21 protein-coding genes and 1 pseudogene are annotated in these 18,030 nt (G+C 73.6%); 11 read left to right on the plus strand and 11 right to left on the minus strand.

The features are described 5' to 3' along the window. The first annotated feature begins 252 nt into the window (after window positions 1–252). On the plus strand, window positions 253–1,251 hold the full coding sequence (locus tag HZS56_RS08890) for a small ribosomal subunit Rsm22 family protein (RefSeq protein WP_216720153.1): 999 nt from the start codon (window positions 253–255) through the stop codon (window positions 1,249–1,251). Window positions 1,252–1,294: 43 nt separating this feature from the next. Here HZS56_RS08890 and HZS56_RS08895 read toward each other — a convergent pair whose 3' ends face one another. After that, entirely contained in the window at window positions 1,295–1,498 is a 204-nt protein-coding gene (locus HZS56_RS08895; protein ID WP_216720154.1) for a DUF6243 family protein, read from the minus strand. Between the two features lie 102 nt (window positions 1,499–1,600). On the opposite strand from HZS56_RS08895, the gene HZS56_RS08900 reads away from it, so the two are divergent. Next, window positions 1,601–2,245, plus strand: a complete 645-nt coding sequence (locus tag HZS56_RS08900; RefSeq protein ID WP_216720155.1) for a TetR/AcrR family transcriptional regulator — start codon at window positions 1,601–1,603, stop codon at window positions 2,243–2,245. A 119-nt stretch (window positions 2,246–2,364) separates the two neighbouring features. After that, entirely contained in the window at window positions 2,365–3,096 is a 732-nt protein-coding gene (locus HZS56_RS08905) for a bifunctional DNA primase/polymerase (protein WP_216720156.1), read from the plus strand. Between the two features lie 24 nt (window positions 3,097–3,120). On the opposite strand, the gene HZS56_RS08910 is transcribed toward HZS56_RS08905, so the two are convergent. From HZS56_RS08910 to HZS56_RS08925, 5 genes and pseudogenes are all read right to left on the minus strand, one after another. Continuing rightward, window positions 3,121–4,110: an SCO2278 family lipoprotein gene (locus HZS56_RS08910; protein WP_216720157.1), complete on the minus strand. Its 990-nt coding sequence runs from the start codon at window positions 4,108–4,110 to the stop codon at window positions 3,121–3,123. Then, a pseudogene (locus tag HZS56_RS38090) lies at window positions 4,070–4,207 on the minus strand (iron transporter); the annotation flags it as partial. The gene HZS56_RS08910 and the pseudogene HZS56_RS38090, both read right to left, overlap by 41 nt. A 6-nt stretch (window positions 4,208–4,213) precedes the next feature. After that, a complete protein-coding gene (locus HZS56_RS08915) occupies window positions 4,214–5,059 on the minus strand; it encodes a heme ABC transporter ATP-binding protein (RefSeq protein WP_374201111.1) in 846 nt (281 codons plus the stop codon). A gap of 23 nt (window positions 5,060–5,082) precedes the next feature. Next, window positions 5,083–6,177: a FecCD family ABC transporter permease gene (locus HZS56_RS08920; RefSeq protein WP_216720159.1), complete on the minus strand. Its 1,095-nt coding sequence runs from the start codon at window positions 6,175–6,177 to the stop codon at window positions 5,083–5,085. After that, on the minus strand, window positions 6,174–7,235 hold the full coding sequence (locus HZS56_RS08925; protein WP_216720160.1) for a heme/hemin ABC transporter substrate-binding protein: 1,062 nt from the start codon (window positions 7,233–7,235) through the stop codon (window positions 6,174–6,176). Before HZS56_RS08925 ends, HZS56_RS08920 begins: the two co-directional genes overlap by 4 nt. A 101-nt stretch (window positions 7,236–7,336) precedes the next feature. Here HZS56_RS08925 and HZS56_RS08930 point away from each other — a divergent pair, with 101 nt between their 5' ends. Both HZS56_RS08930 and HZS56_RS08935 read left to right on the plus strand, forming a co-directional pair. Then, window positions 7,337–8,767 carry an HtaA domain-containing protein gene (locus HZS56_RS08930; protein WP_216720161.1) on the plus strand — a complete coding sequence of 477 codons (1,431 nt, stop codon included), beginning with the start codon at window positions 7,337–7,339 and terminating at the stop codon, window positions 8,765–8,767. Window positions 8,768–8,812: 45 nt separating this feature from the next. After that, entirely contained in the window at window positions 8,813–10,393 is a 1,581-nt protein-coding gene (locus tag HZS56_RS08935) for an HtaA domain-containing protein (protein WP_216720162.1), read from the plus strand. A 206-nt stretch (window positions 10,394–10,599) separates the two neighbouring features. On the opposite strand, the gene HZS56_RS08940 is transcribed toward HZS56_RS08935, so the two are convergent. Then, window positions 10,600–10,974: a MerR family transcriptional regulator gene (locus HZS56_RS08940; RefSeq protein ID WP_216720163.1), complete on the minus strand. Its 375-nt coding sequence runs from the start codon at window positions 10,972–10,974 to the stop codon at window positions 10,600–10,602. Between the two features lie 64 nt (window positions 10,975–11,038). Here HZS56_RS08940 and HZS56_RS08945 point away from each other — a divergent pair, with 64 nt between their 5' ends. The 3 genes from HZS56_RS08945 to HZS56_RS08955 all read left to right on the plus strand — a co-directional run bounded on the left by HZS56_RS08945 (window position 11,039) and on the right by HZS56_RS08955 (window position 13,297). Continuing rightward, the gene (locus HZS56_RS08945) at window positions 11,039–11,728 is read left to right on the plus strand and encodes an alpha/beta fold hydrolase (protein WP_216720164.1); all 690 of its coding nucleotides are present in this window, start codon (window positions 11,039–11,041) and stop codon (window positions 11,726–11,728) included. Continuing rightward, window positions 11,725–12,555: a TIGR03619 family F420-dependent LLM class oxidoreductase gene (locus HZS56_RS08950; RefSeq protein ID WP_216720165.1), complete on the plus strand. Its 831-nt coding sequence runs from the start codon at window positions 11,725–11,727 to the stop codon at window positions 12,553–12,555. The genes HZS56_RS08945 and HZS56_RS08950 overlap by 4 nt, the downstream gene beginning before the upstream one ends. Window positions 12,556–12,652: 97 nt before the next feature. After that, window positions 12,653–13,297: a PhzF family phenazine biosynthesis protein gene (locus HZS56_RS08955; protein WP_216720166.1), complete on the plus strand. Its 645-nt coding sequence runs from the start codon at window positions 12,653–12,655 to the stop codon at window positions 13,295–13,297. Between the two features lie 40 nt (window positions 13,298–13,337). On the opposite strand, the gene HZS56_RS08960 is transcribed toward HZS56_RS08955, so the two are convergent. Together HZS56_RS08960 and map are read right to left on the minus strand one after the other, a co-directional pair. Further along, window positions 13,338–13,988, minus strand: a complete 651-nt coding sequence (locus HZS56_RS08960; protein ID WP_216720167.1) for a biliverdin-producing heme oxygenase — start codon at window positions 13,986–13,988, stop codon at window positions 13,338–13,340. Between the two features lie 200 nt (window positions 13,989–14,188). Further along, window positions 14,189–15,046, minus strand: coding sequence for a type I methionyl aminopeptidase (map, locus tag HZS56_RS08965; protein WP_216720168.1), 858 nt, complete (start codon window positions 15,044–15,046; stop codon window positions 14,189–14,191). 58 nt (window positions 15,047–15,104) lie between these two features. On the opposite strand from map, the gene HZS56_RS08970 reads away from it, so the two are divergent. Continuing rightward, a complete protein-coding gene (locus HZS56_RS08970; protein WP_216720169.1) occupies window positions 15,105–15,338 on the plus strand; it encodes a hypothetical protein in 234 nt (77 codons plus the stop codon). A 64-nt stretch (window positions 15,339–15,402) separates the two neighbouring features. Here HZS56_RS08970 and HZS56_RS08975 read toward each other — a convergent pair whose 3' ends face one another. Continuing rightward, on the minus strand, window positions 15,403–16,017 hold the full coding sequence (locus tag HZS56_RS08975; protein ID WP_216720170.1) for a hypothetical protein: 615 nt from the start codon (window positions 16,015–16,017) through the stop codon (window positions 15,403–15,405). 131 nt (window positions 16,018–16,148) lie between these two features. Between HZS56_RS08975 and npdG the strand changes: the two genes are divergently transcribed. Beyond that, window positions 16,149–16,856: an NADPH-dependent F420 reductase gene (gene npdG / locus HZS56_RS08980; RefSeq protein ID WP_216720171.1), complete on the plus strand. Its 708-nt coding sequence runs from the start codon at window positions 16,149–16,151 to the stop codon at window positions 16,854–16,856. 56 nt (window positions 16,857–16,912) lie between these two features. Then, entirely contained in the window at window positions 16,913–17,122 is a 210-nt protein-coding gene (locus HZS56_RS08985) for a hypothetical protein (protein ID WP_216720172.1), read from the plus strand. Window positions 17,123–17,206: 84 nt separating this feature from the next. Here the strand turns inward: HZS56_RS08985 and HZS56_RS08990 are convergent, their stop codons facing one another. Continuing rightward, window positions 17,207–18,004, minus strand: coding sequence for a site-2 protease family protein (locus HZS56_RS08990; protein ID WP_216720173.1), 798 nt, complete (start codon window positions 18,002–18,004; stop codon window positions 17,207–17,209). Window positions 18,005–18,030 lie beyond the last annotated feature (26 nt).

The raw sequence follows: 18,030 nt of genomic DNA on the forward strand, positions 1-18,030 counted from the left end.
CGCGCCGCCCCCAGCTGAGGGCAGCCTTGCCACCGCCGTGCCGCCCCCAGCTGCGGGCAGTCGTGCCTCCCCCAGTGCCTGAACGGCCTGGGAGGTACCCCCAGGGCGGCACGGGTGGGCGCTGCGGCACCCCGTCAGCGCCGGGCTGCGCGACCCGCCCCCGGCCCACAGCAACGCCGGGTGCCACGTCAGCGCCGGGTTACGAACCCGCACCCACGCCGGGCACCCCGACGCGGCCCGTAGAATCGCCGGGTGAACCACCCCGCCCCCGCCGACGCCCTGCGTGCCGCCCTCGCCGAGCTCGTCGACGGGCTGCCGCCGCGGCAGGCCGCGCAGGCCGTGGAGCGGCTGATCGGTCACTACCGGGGCGACACCCCGACCGACGCCCCCATCCTGCGCGACCGCGCGGACGTCGTCGCCTACGCCGCCTACCGCATGCCCGCCACCTTCGCCGCGGTGCGCTCCGCGCTGGACGCCTTCGCGGACGCCGTGCCGGGCTGGGCGCCCGGCAGCCACGTGGACCTCGGCGGCGGGACCGGCGCCGCGACCTGGGCCGTCGGCGACACCTGGGAGGGGTCCCGGGCGGTGACCGTACTCGACTGGGCCGAGCCCGCGCTCGCTCTCGGCCGGGAGATCGCCGCCGCCCACCCCGCCCTGTGCGACGTGCGCTGGCAGCGCTCCCGGATCGGCGCGGCGCTCACCCTTGAGGACACGGATCTCGTCACCGTGTCCTACGTCCTCAACGAGCTGACCGCCGCCGACCGGTCCGCCCTCGTCGACGCCGCCGCCGGCGCCGCGCAGGCCGTGGTGATCGTCGAGGCCGGGACCCCGGACGGGTACGCCCGGGTCATCGAGGCCCGCGACCGGCTCGTCGCCGCCGGGTTCCGGGTCGCGGCGCCCTGCCCGCACAGCGCCGCCTGCCCGATCGTGCCGGGCACGGACTGGTGCCACTTCGCGGCGCGGGTCAGCCGCTCGTCCCTGCACCGGCAGGTCAAGGGCGGGTCCCTCGCCTACGAGGACGAGAAGTTCAGCTACGTCGCCGCCACCCGGCTCCCGGCGTCCCCGGCCCCCTCCCGCGTCGTACGGCGTCCGCAGATCCGCAAGGGCCAGGTGCTGCTCGACCTGTGCGAGCCCGACGAGCAGCTGCTGCGGCGGACGGTCACCAAGCGCCACGGCGATCTGTACAAGGCCGCACGGGACGCGGTCTGGGGCGACGCATGGCCGGACGCCGTCAATTCGCCGGCGGAGTGAGGACGTTGCCCGGCGGGTGGCCGCCGGGCTGCGCTCCGTAGGGTCATGACTCGTCGTCGGCGGTGCCTTTCGAGTGCCGGGTCTGCCGGCGCTCCCGCAGCGTGCGCAGCAGCTCCCGCTTCTGCTCCTGCGGGCTCGCGGCGCCGCCGATCGGGCCGGTGCGGTCGCCGCCGCGCAGGGCCTCGCGGCCCAGTTTCCGGCGCGTGCCGCCTACGCCCAGCATGTTTCCGTTTCCGCCTCGGGGCATGGTGCTCTCCTTCGCCTGCTGAGGATACGAGACGGTTCGTCTCGTATGGTTGCTCCACTGTCGGCGAGACGTACCGTCTTGTCAACCTGATAACTTCGGACCATGGCCGCTCAGAAACCCACCCGCGCCCCCGCCGCCGAGAAGCCGCACCCCGACGCCGCCCGGCGCAGCCAGCGCTCCCGGCAGGCGATCTACGACGCCGCGCTCGCACTCGTGGGGGAGGTCGGCTATCCCAAGACCACCATCGAGGGCATCGCCGCCCGCGCCGGTGTCGGCAAGCAGACGATCTACCGCTGGTGGTCCTCCAAGGCGGACGTCCTGCTGGAGGCGTTCCTCGATCTCGGCGACCGGCTCGTCGAGGCCGCCGGCGAGGAGGCGTACACCATTCCGGACACCGGCGATGTCGCCGCCGACCTCAAGGCCGTCCTGCGTGCCACCGTCGACGAGCTGCAGGACCCGAAGTTCGAGGCCCCCTACCGTGCCCTGGCCGCGGAGGGCGTCGTCAACGAGCAGCTCGGCCGCACCTTCGTCGCCCGGCTCCTGGAACCGTCGCTCCAGCTGCACGCCGACCGGCTGCGCGCGGCCCAGGAGGCCGGTCAGGTCCGCCGGGACATCGACCCGCGGATCGCGCTGGAGCTGTTCGTCTCACCGCTGGCCCAGCGCTGGCTCCAGCACACGGGGCCGTACACCCACGCCTACACGGACACCCTCGTCGACTACGCGCTGCACGGACTCGCGCCCCGGTAGCCGGAAAAGTCTGGCCATACTCGCCTGACCAGGGAAGTTTGTCCCTTCGCGACCCCGAAGCGTGCAATGGTGCGACGATAGGGCATGCTGGTGCGCACGACGGCGAGGCGAGGAGATTGATGAGCGCGGAGTTCGGCGGTCGGAGCGGTCTGCAGGGCAAACTCTCCTCGTGGCTGCGCGGACGCCGCCCCAAGGAGGCCGCCCCGGACGGTCGCCGGGAGGATCTGCTGCTCGCCGCCGCCGGTGCGGGACTGCCCCTGGCGCCCGCCGCGCACCCCGCCGGATACCGTTGCTCCTGCGAGCGCGTGGGCTGTCCCACCCCCGCCCGGCACCCGGTGTCCTTCGCCTGGCAGACGCAGTCCACGACCGACCGCGCGCAGGTCGAGCGCTGGGCCCGGCACCAGCCCGAGGCCAACTTCATCACCGCGACCGGCATGGTGCACGACGTCCTGGACGTGCCCCTGGAGGCCGGCCGCGAGGCGCTCGGGCGGCTGCTCGACGCCGGTATCGAGGTCGGCCCGGTCGCCGAGAGCGACGACGGGCGCATGCTGCTGTTCACCCTCACCCGCGGCACCCCCGAGGACGAGGACGAGTGGTGGCCCTGCGAGCTGGACTGCCACCCCGAGACCATGGACGAGCACCCCGGCCTGCGCTGGCACTGCCGCGGCTCCTACGTCCTCGTACCGCCCGCCCGGCTGCCCGGCGAGGACCGGACGGTGAGCTGGGTGCGCGGCCCCGAGCACCCGCTGCCGGACCCGCTGACCCTGCTGGAGACCCTCACCGACGCCTGCGCCCGGCACGCCGGTGAGGAGAGCGACCACGCGGCCGACGCCTGGCCCCTGCGCCGCTGACAACTCCGGGCGCCCGGCGGCCCGTTACTCGCCCTTCGCCGACGTCAGTCCCTGCACGCGGCCGAGGACCGACACCTGCCCGTCCGCCGGGTCGAGCGCCACCTCGTTGGAGACGAACTCCATCGTCAGCGACTGCTTGATCTCGCCGTCCGTCAGCGCCAGCACGTCCTTGTTCGGCGTCGGCACGGACGCGCCCCGCGCGGCGGTCTGCTTCTCGAAGTGCCGCGAGGTGAAGAACACCAGCGCCCCGCCGTCCTTCGTGCGCAGCGCCAGCGGCGCGTAGTCGCCGTTCGTCAGCGGTTCGTCGATGAACTGCGTGACCAGGCCGGGACGCGTCGCCCGCTTCTCGCGCGACGCGCGCCACGTGCTGGTGTGGGCGCCGTCGGCGAAGGACTTCCCGCCGTCCTTCAGGTACGCCGTGTAGTCCTTGCTGAGATCGCCCGGCGCCACGCTCACGTCCGTGGCGTCGGCGGGGACCGCCTCGGCCCAGCCGTCCGCGTCGGTCTTGAACTCCGGCACCTTGCCGGGGGCGACCAGCGTCAGGTACGCCGCCTCCCAGGTCTCGTCCAGGCCGTTGCGGGTGAAGACCAGCAACCAGCGTGCACCGCCGCCCTTGTTGGCCTTGGCGTCGGCGACGAACCAGCGGGGCCAGCCGGCCTTCTTCGGGATGGTGTACTTCGCGTCGGACAGCTCCAGCGGCGCGTGATCGGGGTTGCCGTCCGGGTGGTTGGTCGCGCCGGCCTTCAGCCGGGCCGAGTCGATGGCGGCCAGCGCGCCGGTGGTGTGGTCGGCGTCGAGGGAGGTGTCGTACGCCTTGTCCGCGGCGTTGTACGCGTCGGTGAACTGCTCCAGCGCCTTCGCGGCCTCGGCCCGGGTGGTCGACGGCAGCACCTCGCGCTCGCCGTGCACCACCACGCATCCGCTCGCCGTCAACGACAAAGCGGTCACCGAGGCCGCCGCGAGTATCTTCCGGTCAAGCCTGCGGGGCCTTCGAGGGCCGCGATCCCTGCTCATCAGGTTCCTTCACCTTCCCCTTCCCGGAGGCGAACCCTACCGGGGGGATGCGGCCGGTGAGCGCCGGGACCGGGGAGAGCGGCCACACCGTGACCTCCGTCGCTCAGGGTTCGCGGCGCGGCAGGACGAGGAGGGCGCCCGTGCGCGGGTGCGGCAGGACCTCCACCGGCTGGTCGTAGACCTCGGACAGCAGTTCCTCGGCGAAGACCTCCGCCGGAGGGCCGTCGGCCGCGATCCGGCCCGCGCGCAGGACCGCCACCCGGTCCGCGTACGCCGCCGCCAGCGCCAGGTCGTGCAGCACGACGACCACCGCGTCCCCGGCCCGCGCCCGCTCCCGGCACAGCCGCAGCACCAGTTCCTGGTGGCGCAGGTCGAGGGCCGCGGTCGGCTCGTCGAGCAGCAGCAGGGGAGCACGCTGCGCCAGGACCCGGGCGAGCGCCACCCGGGCCCGCTCACCGCCGCTGAGCGCGGAGAACGGGCGCCCGGCGAAACCGGTCACCTCCGTGCGCGCCATCGCGTCGGCCACCACCGCGTCGTCCTCGTCGGCCCGTTCGTCGCCCGCCCAGGGGGCGCGGCCCATCCGGACGACCTCCTCGACCGGGAACGGGAAGGACAGCGCCGCCGACTGCGGCAACACCGCCCGGCGCAGAGCAAGTTCGGGCGCCGACCACGCGGACACCGGGCGGCCGTGGACGCGCACGACTCCCTCGGCGGCCGGGACGTCGGCGGCCAGCGCGCCCAACAGGGTCGACTTTCCCGCCCCGTTGGGACCGACCAGCGCGAGCACCTCGCCCGCGCGGACCCGGACGTCGACCCCGTCGAGGACCGGCCGCCCGCCCAGGCGCACGCGTACGGCCTCGGCCTCGGCGAGGACCTCGCCGGGGGCGGCCGGGGGCGGCGGAGCGGGCCGGGACGGTACGAGGCCGGACGGTACGAGGCGGAGTCTCATGTTGCGCATGCCTGGTCTCTCCCTCACGCCCAGCCTCCCTGCCTGCGTCGGGTGCGGCGCAGCAGCCAGAAGAAGAACGGGCTGCCCAGCAGCGCCGTCAGCACCCCGAGCGGCAGCTCCGCCGGTTCCGCGACCGTGCGGGCGGCCAGGTCGGCGGCGAGCAGGACCAGCGCGCCGAGCAGCGCGCTGCCCGGGATCAGGAACCGGTGTCCGGGACCGGCCGCCATCCGCAGCAGGTGCGGGACGACGAGCCCGACGAAGCCGATCACCCCGGCCACGCTCACGGCCGCCGCGGTGAGCAGCGCGATCACCAGCACCAGGACGATCCGCAGCCGCTCCACGTCCACGCCCAGGTGCCGGGCCGGGCGTTCGCCGAGCGCCAGCAGGTCGAGCCGGCGGGCGTACAGCGGGGCGAGCCCGAGGCCGAGTGCCGCGCACGGCAGCACCGCCAGCACCTTCGGCCACGTCGCCTGCGCGAGCGAACCCAGCTGCCAGAAGGTGATCTGGTTGACCGCGGCCGTGTCCGCGAAGAACAGGAACAGCCCGATCAGCGCGCCCGCGAAGGCGTTCACCGCGATGCCCGTGAGGATCAGCGTCACGACCTCCGTGCGGCCGCCCGAGCGGGACATCGCGTAGACGACCAGGACGGTGACCAGGCCGGAGACGAAGGCGAAGACGGACACGGTCCAGGTGCCCAGGAAGTTCACGCCGAACGCGATGGCGGCGACCGCGCCGACCGCCGCGCCCGAGGAGACGCCGATGACGCCCGGCTCGGCGAGCGGGTTGCCGAACACGCCCTGCATCAGCGCGCCCGCGCAGCCCAGCGAGGCCCCGACGAGCAGCGCGAGCACGATCCGGGGGAACCGCACGTTCCACAGCACCGACTCGGCCACCCGGTCCAGTTCGGTACCGCCGAGCCCGGCCCGGTGCAGCAGCGAGCCGAGCACGTCGCCGACCGGGACCGGGTAGGCGCCGGTGCCGGCCGCGACCGGGACGAGGACGAGGAGGCCGGCGGCGAGGGCGGCGGTCAGCAGCCAGGCGGTGGTGCGCCGGGCGCGGGGCGGGGCCGGGTCGGTGGGTGCCCGGTGGGGGCGGGCCGGCTTGTCCAGTACGGTCACTTGGCGCCGTCCTCGCCGCTGCCGCCGGTCTCGCCGCCCTGGCCGTCCCCGCCGCTTCCGCCGTACAGCTGGGCCACGACCGACTTCAGTACCTGGTCCGTGCGCGGGCCGTAGTTGAGGAGTACGCCGTCCTCGACGGAGACGATCCGGCGGTCCATCCCGGCCGGGGTCTGGGCGACACCGGGGATCTTCACCAGCCCGTCCACGCCGCCGACCGACTCGAGTCCCTTGCTCATCACGAGGATCGCGTCCGGCGCGGCCTTGACGAGCGCCTCGCTGGTGATGGCGGTGAAGTCCTTGTCGAGCCCCGAGGCGGCACCGGCGTCCACCGCCCCGGCCGCCTCGATCAGCGAACCGGCGCCGGAGTCCTTGCCGCCGATGAGGTACACGGAGGCCGAGCCGCGCAGGTACAGGAAGGCGACCCGCGGCTTCTCCCCGTGCGGAACCTCCTTGCGGGCCGCCTCGATCCGCTGCTCCGAACGCCGGGTCAGTTCCTCCCCGGCCGCCGGTACGCCGAGGGCGCCGGCGACCGCCCGGATGCGCGGGCCCACGTCGTCCAGGCCGCCCGCCGACGCCACGACCAGCACCGGGACCCCGGCGGCACGGATCTGGTCCACCGCCTCCTCCGGGCCTGTGGTGGTCTCCGCGATCACCAGGTCGGGGCGCAGCGACAGCACGCTCTCCGCGGAGACGTCGTGGCCGCGCGTGACCACGGGGAGCTTCGCCGCCTGTTCGAAGGTGGCGGTGACGTCCCGGGCGACGACCCGGTCGCCGAGCCCGAGGGTGAAGACGATCTCGCTGAGGCCGCCGGACAGGGGCACGACGCGCTCTGCCGCCCCGACCGTCACCTGCTCGCCGTCGGCGGAGCGGACCGTCACCGGAAGTTCGGGCTCGGGCGTCTTCGCGAGCGGCTCGACGCGGTTCGCGACGGACTCGCCGACCGTGGCGGGCCCCTTGTCGGGTGCGGCCTCGGAGGAGCCTCCGCATCCCGTGGCGGCCAGGGAGAGGGCGAGTACGGACAGCAGTACTCCCGCCAGTCGGTTCCGCAAGCGTCGCACGGTGTGTCCCGTCCTTTCCGTCGACTGCCGGTGTCGGTCGGCTAGAGCTTAGGTTAGCCTTACCTGCGCCCGCTACCGGCCCCCGATCCGGAGGACTTCGCATGCCCGCCCGCCTTCGCGCCCTGGTCGCCGTGGTGTGCGCGGCCGTCCTGGGGGCCCTGCTCCCCGCGACCGCCGCACACGCCGAGAACCGGACCGTGCAGGGCGGCCGGCTCGACTGGGGCATCAAGTCCTCGTTCCAGAGCTACGTCACCGGCCCCATCGCCAAGGGGAGTTACTCCCTGACCGGGGGAGCGGCCACCGTCGGCGGCAGCGCCTTCCGCTTCCACTCGGCGACCGGCACCTACGACGCCGGCACCGGCGCCTTCCGCGCCGCCTTCTCCGGCGGCGTGCACTTCACCGGCCACCGCACCGCCTCCGGCACGAACCAGCTCGACCTCACCCTCAGCCGTCCCACCGTGAACATCTCCGGCTCCACCGGCACCCTCCACCTGGACGTCGTCAGCAAGGCGAAGGACACCGGGGCGGTCACGACGTCCCGTCAGGTGCCCTTCGCCTCCCTCTCCCTCGGCGGCATCGACATGAAGGGCGGCGGCGGCACCGTGGCCCTCAACAACCTGCCCGCCACCCTCACCGCCGAGGGCGCCGACTCCTTCGCCGGGTACTACACCGCGGGCACCGCCCTCGACCCGGTCAGCCTGTCCGCCGACGTCCAGCAGGCCGCGCCGCAGCCGTCCAGCACGCCCAGCAAGACGCCCGAGACCGGCAAGTCGCCGAAGGCGAAAGAGACTTCGGACGGCGAGATCAAGAAGGGTGCCGTCGACTGGGGGGTGCGCCGCACCTTCCGCGAGTACGTCACCGGCGACATCGCCGACGGCAAGTGGGCCCTGTCCGCCGGCGCCCAGGACGGCGGCGCCCTCTTCCGCTTCCCCGGCGGCGAGGGCACGTACACGGACGGCGACCTCACCGCGTCCTTCGACGGCGCGGTGCGCTTCACCGGCGCCCACGGCCTCGACCTGAGCCTGAGCGGCGTACGGGCCGCCGTGAAGGACGGCAAGGGCACCCTGTACGCCGACGTGAAGAGCCCGGACGTCGAGGAGGCGAAGGTGCCGCTGGTCACCTTCGCCGCCGGGGACCTGAAGCCGGCCGACGGTCTGGTGCAGGTCGCCGAGGCCCCCGCGAAACTCACCGAGCGCGGCGCGAAGGCCTTCGGCGGCATGTACCAGGCGGGCACCGAGATGGACCCGGTGTCCCTGGCCGTCGCCCTCACCGCCGACGCCGAACTGCCCGCCCTGCCCGACCTCGGCAGCACCGCCACGGCGAGCGCGAGCCCGCGGAGTGGCGAGCAGAGTGACGCGGGGACCGGGTCCACCGCCCCCGTCGCGAGCACCGCCGACGACGACTTCCCCGCCCTTCCCGTCTCCCTCGGGGCCGGTGCCCTGCTCCTGGTGGCCGCGGCCCTCGTGGCCGTCGCCCTGTGCAGGCGCCGCGCCCGGCCCGCCGGATCCGCACCGGACGCGGACCAGGGCTGAGAACCAGCCCGAGCCAACTCCCGCCACACCCAAGGAGAACCGAGCATGCCCGTCAGAGGACGCCGTTCCACCGCACTCGCCGCCGCCGTGGCCACGGCCGCCGCACTCGGCGCCACCGCCCTCGCCACGCTGGGCGCCGCCGCCCCCGCCGCGGCGGCCGAGACCCCCCTCCAGAACTACGAACTCACCTGGGGCATCAAGCAGTCGTACCGCACCTACGTCGGCATGTTCGGCAGCTTCACCGCCTCCGAGGGCGCCACCCAGGCCACCGGGAACGGCGCGTTCACCTTCACCGACGGCACCGGCACCTACGACGACACGACCCACGCCGTCGAACTCGGCTTCCAGGGCACGGTGCTGGCCGCGTCCACCGCGCACGGCTTCGAGGTCACCCTCACCGACGTGCGGTTCGACAGCGGAGCCGGCGAGATCACCGCGGATGTGACGACGGTCGACAACCTGGGCGGCACGCCCACCAAGAAGGGCGACGACGTGCCGCTCGCCACGGTCGACGTGACCCGCGAGATGACGGACATGGCCACCACCCTCACCGAGGAGGCGGGCGAGTACCTGGGCAGCGCGGGCTACGCGGGCGCCGCCGGGGACCCGCTCACGGTGGTCGACACGACACCCCCGGCCACCGAGCCCACGGACGACCCCACGGACGAGCCGTCCACCGAGCCGTCCACCGACCCGACCGACGAGCAGCCGGCCGGCCCGGGGAACGAGGAGCAGCCCGGGGAGGAGCCCGAGGAGGGCACCAAGCCCGGCACCGACGTCCGGAACCCCTCGGCGAGCACGAGCACCCCGCCCTCGTCCGCCGCGCCCGCCCAGGGCGAGATCGCCGACGGCACCCTCGGCTGGGGCGTCAAGGAGTCCTTCCGCTCCTACGTCGTCGGCCCGATAGCCAAGGGCGGGATCACCGTCTCCGGCGGCGCCACGCAGGCCGCCGGCAACGGGGCGTTCACCTTCAAGGACGCCACCGGCACCTACGACACGGACGCCGGCAAGCTCACCGCCTCCTTCCAGGGCGCCGTCAACTTCAAGGGCCACGAGTCGGGCGGCACGTACGGCCTCGACCTGACCCTGACCAACCTCAAGGCCACCCTCGACGGCGGCACCGGCAAGCTGAGCGCCGACGTCACCAGCCTGGGTGCGCAGACCAAGGGCGTGGTCCTGGCCGACCTCAAGGCCGCGTCGGGCGACCTGAAGGCCGCCGAGAACGTCGTCACGGTCGACGACATCGCCGCCACCCTCACCGAGGCCGGCGCCAAGGCCTTCGGCGACTTCTACACGGCCGGCACCGCGCTGGACACCGTCGACCTGGCGGTGGCCCTGAGCGACGACGCCCAACTCCCCGGCGGCAGCACCGGCGGCAACGGCACGGGCGGCTCCTCCGGCGGCAGTGCGGGCGGCACGGGCACCACCGGCGGCACGGGCGGCACCGCGTCGACCATCGGCGGCACGGGCACGGGCGGCTCGATCGGCGGCGGCAGCCTCGCCTCCACCGGCACGGACCTCCCGGCCCCGGCGCTCGGCACGGCGGCCGGCATCGCGGTCGCGGCCGGCGCGGGCGCGGTCTGGGCGGCCCGCAGGCGACGGACGCAGGCGCAGTCGGCCGAGTAGCGCTCTGACCGCACAGGCCGGCCAGGTTGGTGTTCGTGGCGGTTGGACGTGCGGTGGCCGGGCCTTTCCGTGTCCCTCAGGGGGGCGGAAGGCCGTTCCGCCTGCTCAGACCTGACGACGGGGACTTCAGACGGCCACCATCCGCCCCACCAACTCGGTCGGCCCCTCACCCGCTGGTCCATCCGCATCACGGCGGGCGGCTCCCTTCAGTGAGCCTGCCCCTGCCCCTGCCGCGCCTCGGTCGCGTCGCGGAACGCGGCCAGCGCGGCCCGGCGGCGGTGCAGGTCCGCGATGTCCGCGTCCATCCGCTCCAGGTGCGCGGTCATCGTGCGCAGTACCTCCGGGCAGGGCTCGATACCCGGCCCGGCGTCGGTGGCGCACGGCAGCATCCCGCGGATGGCGTCGGTGGTCAGCCCGGCCGCCAGCATGCCCCGGATGCGGGCGACGACGTACGGGGCGTCGGGCGCGTACACGCGGTATCCGCTGCTGTCGCGGCCGGGGCACAGCAGGCCCTGCTCCTCGTAGTACCGCAGCAGCCGGGCCACCACTCCAGTCCGCCGTGACAGCTCGCCTATCAGCACCGATTCTCCTCACCATGCCTGGTACTTGACCTTCACACCGGTGTGATGGGTCAACGTACGAGGCATGCGCGATTCATTCCCCGCCCTCGTCACCACCGTCACCGGAACCGGCCCGGGACTGCTGCTCGCCCACGGAGCCACCGGCAGCATCGAGGACAACTTCGCCCCGGTCCTGCCCGCCCTCGCCGCCGCCCACACCGTCGTCGCCCCGGACTACCCCGGCTCGGGCGGCACTCCGGTCGCCGCCGCCCCACTGGACCTCGACGGGCTCACGGACGCGGTCGTCGACTCCGCCGTACGGCGTGGCGTCGGGCGGTTCGCGGTGCTCGGCTTCTCGCTCGGCACGCTGGTGGCGGTGCGCGCCGCCGTACGCCATCCCGAGCGGGTGACCGCGCTCGTCCTGACCGCCGGGTTCGCGCGGCCCGACGACCATGTGCTCGGCCTCCTCCCGGGCTGGCGGGCCGAGGTGCCGCCCGCACTCCACCCGCACATCGACCTGATCCCCTCCCTGGACACCACCGGTGACCTGGCCGAAGTCGCCGTCCCGACGCTGGTCGTCGCGACGGCCGCCGACAGCATGGTCCTGCCGGCCGGCTCCCGCGCCTTGGCGGCCGGGATCCGGGACGCGCGGTACACGGAGATCGACAGCGACCATGTGGTCATGGCCGAGCGACCGGAGGAGTGGCTGAAGCCCGTCCTCGGCTTCCTCCGCTCCCTTTCGCTTCCGGAGGGGAAGGACGGTGAAGCGGAGTGAAACTGCAGGTCGTCCTTCCGAACGAGGCCGCGGGGGCCGACCCGCGCCGACTCGCCGACCTGGCACGGCAGGCCGAGGCCCTCGGCTACGACACGGCATGGCTCCCCGACCACATCCTGCCGCCCGGCGAGTACGGCCCGGTGTACGGAGGGGTCCTCGAACCGCTGGTGACCATGGGCTGGCTGGCAGCCGCGACCACCCGGATCCGGTTCGGCACCTCGGTGCTCGTCCTGCCCCTGCGCAGTCCCTTCGTGGTGGCCAAACAGGTCGCGACCCTCCACGGGCTGTCCGGCGGACGGATCGCCCTGGGCGTGGGGATCGGCTGGGACGAACGCGAGTTCACCGCCGTCGGCGCCGACTTCAGGAGCCGGGCGGCCCGCACGGACGAAGCTGTGGCACTGCTCCGGCACCTGTTCCGGGCCGGCCGGGGGCCCTTCGAGGGCCGCTGGTACGGCTTCGAGACGGGCGTCTTCGAGCCTCGCCCCGACGGTCCGGTGCCGGTGATGACCGGCGGTGTCTCCGACGCCGCCCTGCGCAGGGCGGCCCGGTGCGCCGACGCCTGGCAGGGGGTGGGCCTGGACCCGGCCGCGTTCGCCGAACGGCTGGCGTACCTGCGGGCGCGTACGGACGGCCGTGCTGTGTCCCCCGGCACCCGGATCGACTGGCATGGCCCGGACAGCACCGTCGGTGAGGCCGTCCGCACCGCCGAGGCCTTCCGGGCCGCCGGAGCCGAGCACCTCGCGGTGCACTTCGGCGACCCGGACGGTTACGCCCGACGGATGGCCGCCTTCGCCCGGCGCACCCGTGACAGCCTCTACCGACAGTGACCCACCACAGCCGGCGCCGCACTGGTCGGTCGAGCAACCGGTCGCGTGCCGGGGAGACAGTCGGCCCGCAGCGCGCGAGCGATGTTTGAATGCCCCCGTGACTGACTACGACGTACTGCGCGTCTTCTGTGCGCCGAACGGCGGATACGGGAACGAACTGGGTGTCGTCCGGGACGGGTCCGTGCTGCCCGAGCCCGCGCAGCGGCAGGAGCTCGCCGCGAAACTCGGCTTCAGCGAGACGGTGTTCGTCGACGACCCCGAGCGCGGCGTCGTCGACATCTACACGCCCACCCTGCGCCTGCCCTTCGCCGGACACCCCTGCGTCGGCACCGCCTGGCTCCTCGACGTGCCCGAACTCGTCACCCCGGCCGGGGTGGTGGGCACCCGGCTCGACGGGGAGTTCACCTGGATCGAGGCCCGCGCGGAGTGGGCGCCGGCGCGCACCCTGCGCCAGTACGCCACTGCCGCCGAGGTCGACGACCTGGCGGTGCCGCCGAAGGGGGAGTGGGTGTACGCGTGGGCCTGGCTGGACGAGCCGGCCGGCCGGGTGCGGGCCCGGGCCTTTCCGGGGCGGGACGACGGCATCGACGAGGACGAGGCGACCGGCGCGGCGGCGCTGTTGTTGACCGAACAGCTGGGCCGCGCCCTCAACATCACCCAGGGCGTCGGCTCGCAGATCCTCACGGCCCCGCAGCCCGGGGGCTGGGTGGAGATCGGCGGCCGGGTGCGCCTGGAGCGGTGACGGCGCCGCCGCCCGGCACCGCTCCGCACGGACCCGCCGCTCAGGCCGCCGAGAGCGGGAACTCCTCGCCGAGCCCCTGGAAGACCGCCGTGTTGAGGGCGAAGGCGCGCTTGCACTCGGCGACGATCCGCTGCTTCTCCAGGTCGTCGGCCCGGACGGCGTCCAGCAGTTCGCGGTACTCGCGCTTGAAGGCGGCCGGGTTGCCGATCTCCTCGAAGACGTAGAAGCGGACCCCGTCGCCCTTGCGCTCGAAGCCCCAGGTCTTCTCGGCCTTGCCGCGGATGATCTGGCCGCCCGACAGGTCGCCGAGGTAGCGCGTGTAGTGGTGCGCGACATACCCCGCCGGCCACTCCTCGGCGCACTCGCGGACCCGGGCGGCGTACGCCTCCGTCGCGGGGAGGGGGGTCAGCCCCGCGCGCCAGCCGGGGCCGCGCAGGTGTGCCAGGTCCCGCTCCAGGGAGGGGAGCCGCAGCAGCTCCGGGCGGACGAAGGGGCCCGCGACCGGGTCCGACGCCAGGTGTCCGGCGGCGGTTTCCAGGGCTTCGTAGACGAACCACAGCTGCTCGGTGTAGCGCGCGTACGCGTCGACGCCGAGCCGGCCGCCGAGCAGGTCGCTCATGAACGTGGAGGTCTCGGCCTCCACGTGCTGCTCGTGCGACGCGGTGCGGATGAGGGTCGAGAAGGAGTCCATGGGCCCGATTTTCTATGGTTAGGCTTACCTAAGTCAAGGGTCTTTCCGACGTCCTGTCGGCAACTTTCCGACGCGTTGTCGGTAAGACAGTACCCAGTCCGGCGTGAAAAAAGCCCGCCCTCCGGGGAGAGCGGGCCCATGGGGTGTGCGGGTGGGGTGTGCCGGGTGGGGTCTGTGCCGGGTGGGGTGTGCGGATGGGTTCAGGGCAGCGTCAGGATTTCCGCGCCCGAGTCCGTCACCACCAGCGTGTGCTCGAACTGGGCCGTCCGCCTGCGGTCCTTCGTCACGACCGTCCAGCCGTCGTCCCACATGTCGTACTCGTGCGTCCCCAGCGTCAGCATCGGCTCGATCGTGAACGTCATCCCGGGCTGGATGACCGTCGTCGCGTGCGGGCTGTCGTAGTGCGGGATGATCAGACCCGAGTGGAACGCCGCGTTGACGCCGTGACCCGTGAAGTCCCGCACCACCCCGTACCCGAACCGCTTCGCGTACGACTCGATGACCCGGCCGATGATGTTGACCTGCCGCCCCGGCTTGACCGCCTTGATCGCCCGGGCCAGCGACTCCCGGGTGCGCTCGACCAGCAGCCGGCTCTCCTCGTCCACGTCGCCGACCAGGTAGGTCGCGTTGTTGTCGCCGTGCACGCCGCCGATGTACGCCGTCACGTCGAGGTTCACGATGTCGCCGTCGCGCAGCACCGTGGAGTCGGGGATGCCGTGGCAGATCACCTCGTTGACCGAGCTGCACAGGGACTTGGGGAAACCGCGGTAGCCGAGCGTCGACGGATAGGCGCCGTGGTCGCACATGTACGCATGCGCGACCCGGTCGAGCTCGTCCGTCGTCACACCGGGCGCGATGTGCCGCGCGGCCTCCTCCATGGCCCGCGCCGCGATCCGCCCCGCCACGCGCATCGCCTCGATCGTCTCGGGCGTCTGCACCTCGGGACCGGTGTACGGCGTGGGTGCGGGCTTCCCGACGTACTCGGGCCGGCGGATGTTCCCGGGCACGGAACGGGTGGGGGACAGCTTCCCCGGTTCAAGCAGCGACTGGCCAGACATGCAGGCGAGTCTAACCAGCACGCGTGGGGGAACATGTGGGTGGCGAGAGGAGCTGCCCATGGCCCTGTTCAAGAAGCGCACGGTCGGGAAGCCGGGCGAGTGGTACTACTGCCTGGAGCACCAGAAGGTCGAGGAGGGCCCGGACTGCCCGGGCAAGGACCGCTTCGGGCCGTACGCCTCCCGTACGGAGGCCGAGCACGCGATGCAGACGGCCCGCGAGCGCAACCTCAAGTGGGAGAACGACCCCAAGTGGCACGACGCCCCCTCCGCGGGGCGCACCGACGAGGACTGAGAGCCGACGCCCCGGACTGGGAGCCGACGGCGAATACCGGGGCCGCCCGCCGTGAGCGGCGTTCTCACCAGCCCGGCGGCGGTGGGGCCGTCAGGTGGTCCGCCAGGCGGGAGAGGCGGTCCCGGAAGCGGCGGCGGCCCCGGGGCGGCGGCACCGCGTTCTCCCCGGCCGCCGCGCTCACCAGGTGCTGCACCGTGTCCAGGTCCAGCTCCGCGCCGTCCGGCACGGTCAGCGTCTCGTGCGCCATGGCGGCCAGCTCCCGCTCACCCGGGTCGCGGTCCGTGCCCAGGGACAGCACCGTCGCGCCGGCCCGGCGGGCGTCGTGGACCCGTTCGAGGAGCAGGGCGCCGGGGTCCTCCGGCGTCACCACGAGCAGCGTCTCCCCGCGCCGGGCCGCCGCAAGCCGCCCGAGCCCGACCGCCAGGTGCGCGGGGTCCGAGGGGCGCGCGCCGTGCCGCACCAGCGTCGGCGCCAGCTCCGGCGTCCCCGACCAGGCGGCCTCGTCCACCAGGTGCGCCGCGAGATGCCACGGCTCGTGCTCGGCGGTCCCCACGAGGAGCAGCCCGCCCCCGTGCGGCACCACCGATCCCCGCAGCGCCCCCGCGAACCTCCGGGTGGAGCCCAGCCACTCGGTCCCGGCGAGCACTTCCCGCAGCAGTGCGACCCGTACGGCGTCCATGCCGCCGCATCCTGCCGCAACCGGTCCCGCGCGGTCCGGCTTTCGGCCCGGATTCCCCCGACCCGGGGACACCCCGGCGCGGGACGGACCCGTACTCCTGGGGCGGCCCGGGCGGACGTAGGGTCGGGCCCATGACCTCTAGTGACAGTGCTGCACAGAAGGCTCCCGCCAAGGACCCCTGGGACCTGCCCGACGTCTCCGGCCTGGTCGTCGGCGTCCTCGGCGGCACCGGCCCCCAGGGCAAGGGCCTCGCGTACCGCCTCGCCAAGGCCGGCCAGAAGGTGATCGTCGGCTCGCGCGCCGCCGAGCGCGCCGAGGCCGCCGCGGCGGAGCTCGGGCACGGCGTCGAGGGCGCCGACAACGCCGGGACCGCCCGCCGCAGCGACGTCGTGATCGTCGCCGTGCCGTGGGAGGGCCACGGCGGGACCCTGGAGTCGCTGCGCGAGGAGCTGGCGGGCAAGCTCGTCGTCGACTGCGTCAACCCGCTCGGCTTCGACAAGAAGGGCGCCTACGCGCTCAAGCCCGAGGAGGGCAGCGCCGCCGAGCAGGCCGCCGCGCTGCTCCCGGACAGCCGGGTCACCGCCGCCTTCCACCACCTCTCCGCGGTCCTCCTCCAGGACCCGGAGGTCGCCGAGATCGACACCGACGTGATGGTGCTCGGCGAGGTCCGCGCCGACGTCGAGATCGTGCAGGCACTGGCCGGACGCATCCCCGGCATGCGCGGCATCTTCGCCGGACGGCTGCGCAACGCCCACCAGGTCGAGTCCCTGGTCGCCAACATCATCTCCGTCAACCGCCGCTACAAGGCGCACGCCGGGCTCCGCGTCACGGACGTGTGAGGCGATGGGGGACACTGGTGGGCAGCCAGCAGTGTCCCCCGACAGGAGCCCGCACCATGCCCCGCCTCGCCCTCTACGCCCTGGTCGTCTGCGTCCTCGCCGTCGCCGCCGCCGTCGTCTCCTTCGTGCAGGGCAGCGTGCTGATCGGTGTCGTGTGGGTGCTGCTGTCGGGGCTGTCGTCCAACATGTGCTGGTACTACGTCAAGCGCGGCCGGGACGCCCGGCGCGCCGCGTCCGCGTCGACGTCCACGTCCGTCACCGGCTGAGCGGCCACTGGCTGAGCGGCGTCACGCGCCGAGTCCGTGACCTGCCGAGGGCATACAGCGTGACCACGCCGACGGCGTGCAGCGTCACCCGCCGACGGTGCACAGTTCGTCGGTCTGCCAGAAGCGGTACAGCTCGAAGCCGCAGTACGTGTCGATCTCGCCGATGCCGAGCCCGCGCAGGAGCGCGTCGACCGCGTCGAAGAACACTCCGTTGAGCGCCGGGATCCACAGCAGCGCGAACACGATCAGCAGCCCGAACGGCGCGAGCGGCTCCACCTGCCGCCGCACGTTGTACGACAGCCACGGCTCGATCACGCCGTAGCCGTCCAGGCCAGGCACCGGCAGGAAGTTCAGGATCGCCGCCGTGACCTGGAGCAGCGCGAGGAACGCCAGGGCGAGCCGGAAGTCGCGGGGTACGCCGTCCAGCGCGTCCAGCCAGAACGGCGCCGTGCACACCACGGCGAACAGCACGTTCGTCAGCGGGCCCGCCGCCGAGATCAGACTGTGCCGCCACCGCCCCCGGATCCGCCCGCGCTCGATGAAGACGGCACCGCCCGGCAGCCCGATCCCGCCCATGATCACGAAGAGTACGGGGAGCACGATGCTCAGCAGGGCATGGGTGTACTTCACCGGGTTCAGCGTGAGGTAGCCCTTCGCGCCGACCGAGATGTCACCGCTGTGCAGCGCGGTGCGGGCGTGCGCGTACTCGTGCAGGCACAGGGACACGACCCACGCGGCCGTCACGAACAGGAACACCGCGAGTCCCGGCTGCTCGGCGAAGCCGGTCCAGGCGGCCCAGCCCGTGACCGCGGCGACGGCGACGATCCCGAGGAAGACCGGACTGATCCGCCGGTCGCTGGGGCGGGCGGTGGCGGTGGACATGGAACTCCCTGGCTGTCGGACCGGCT

The organism is Streptomyces mayonensis (genome assembly GCF_018982965.1).
GTDB classification, from domain to species: domain Bacteria; phylum Actinomycetota; class Actinomycetes; order Streptomycetales; family Streptomycetaceae; genus Streptomyces; species Streptomyces mayonensis.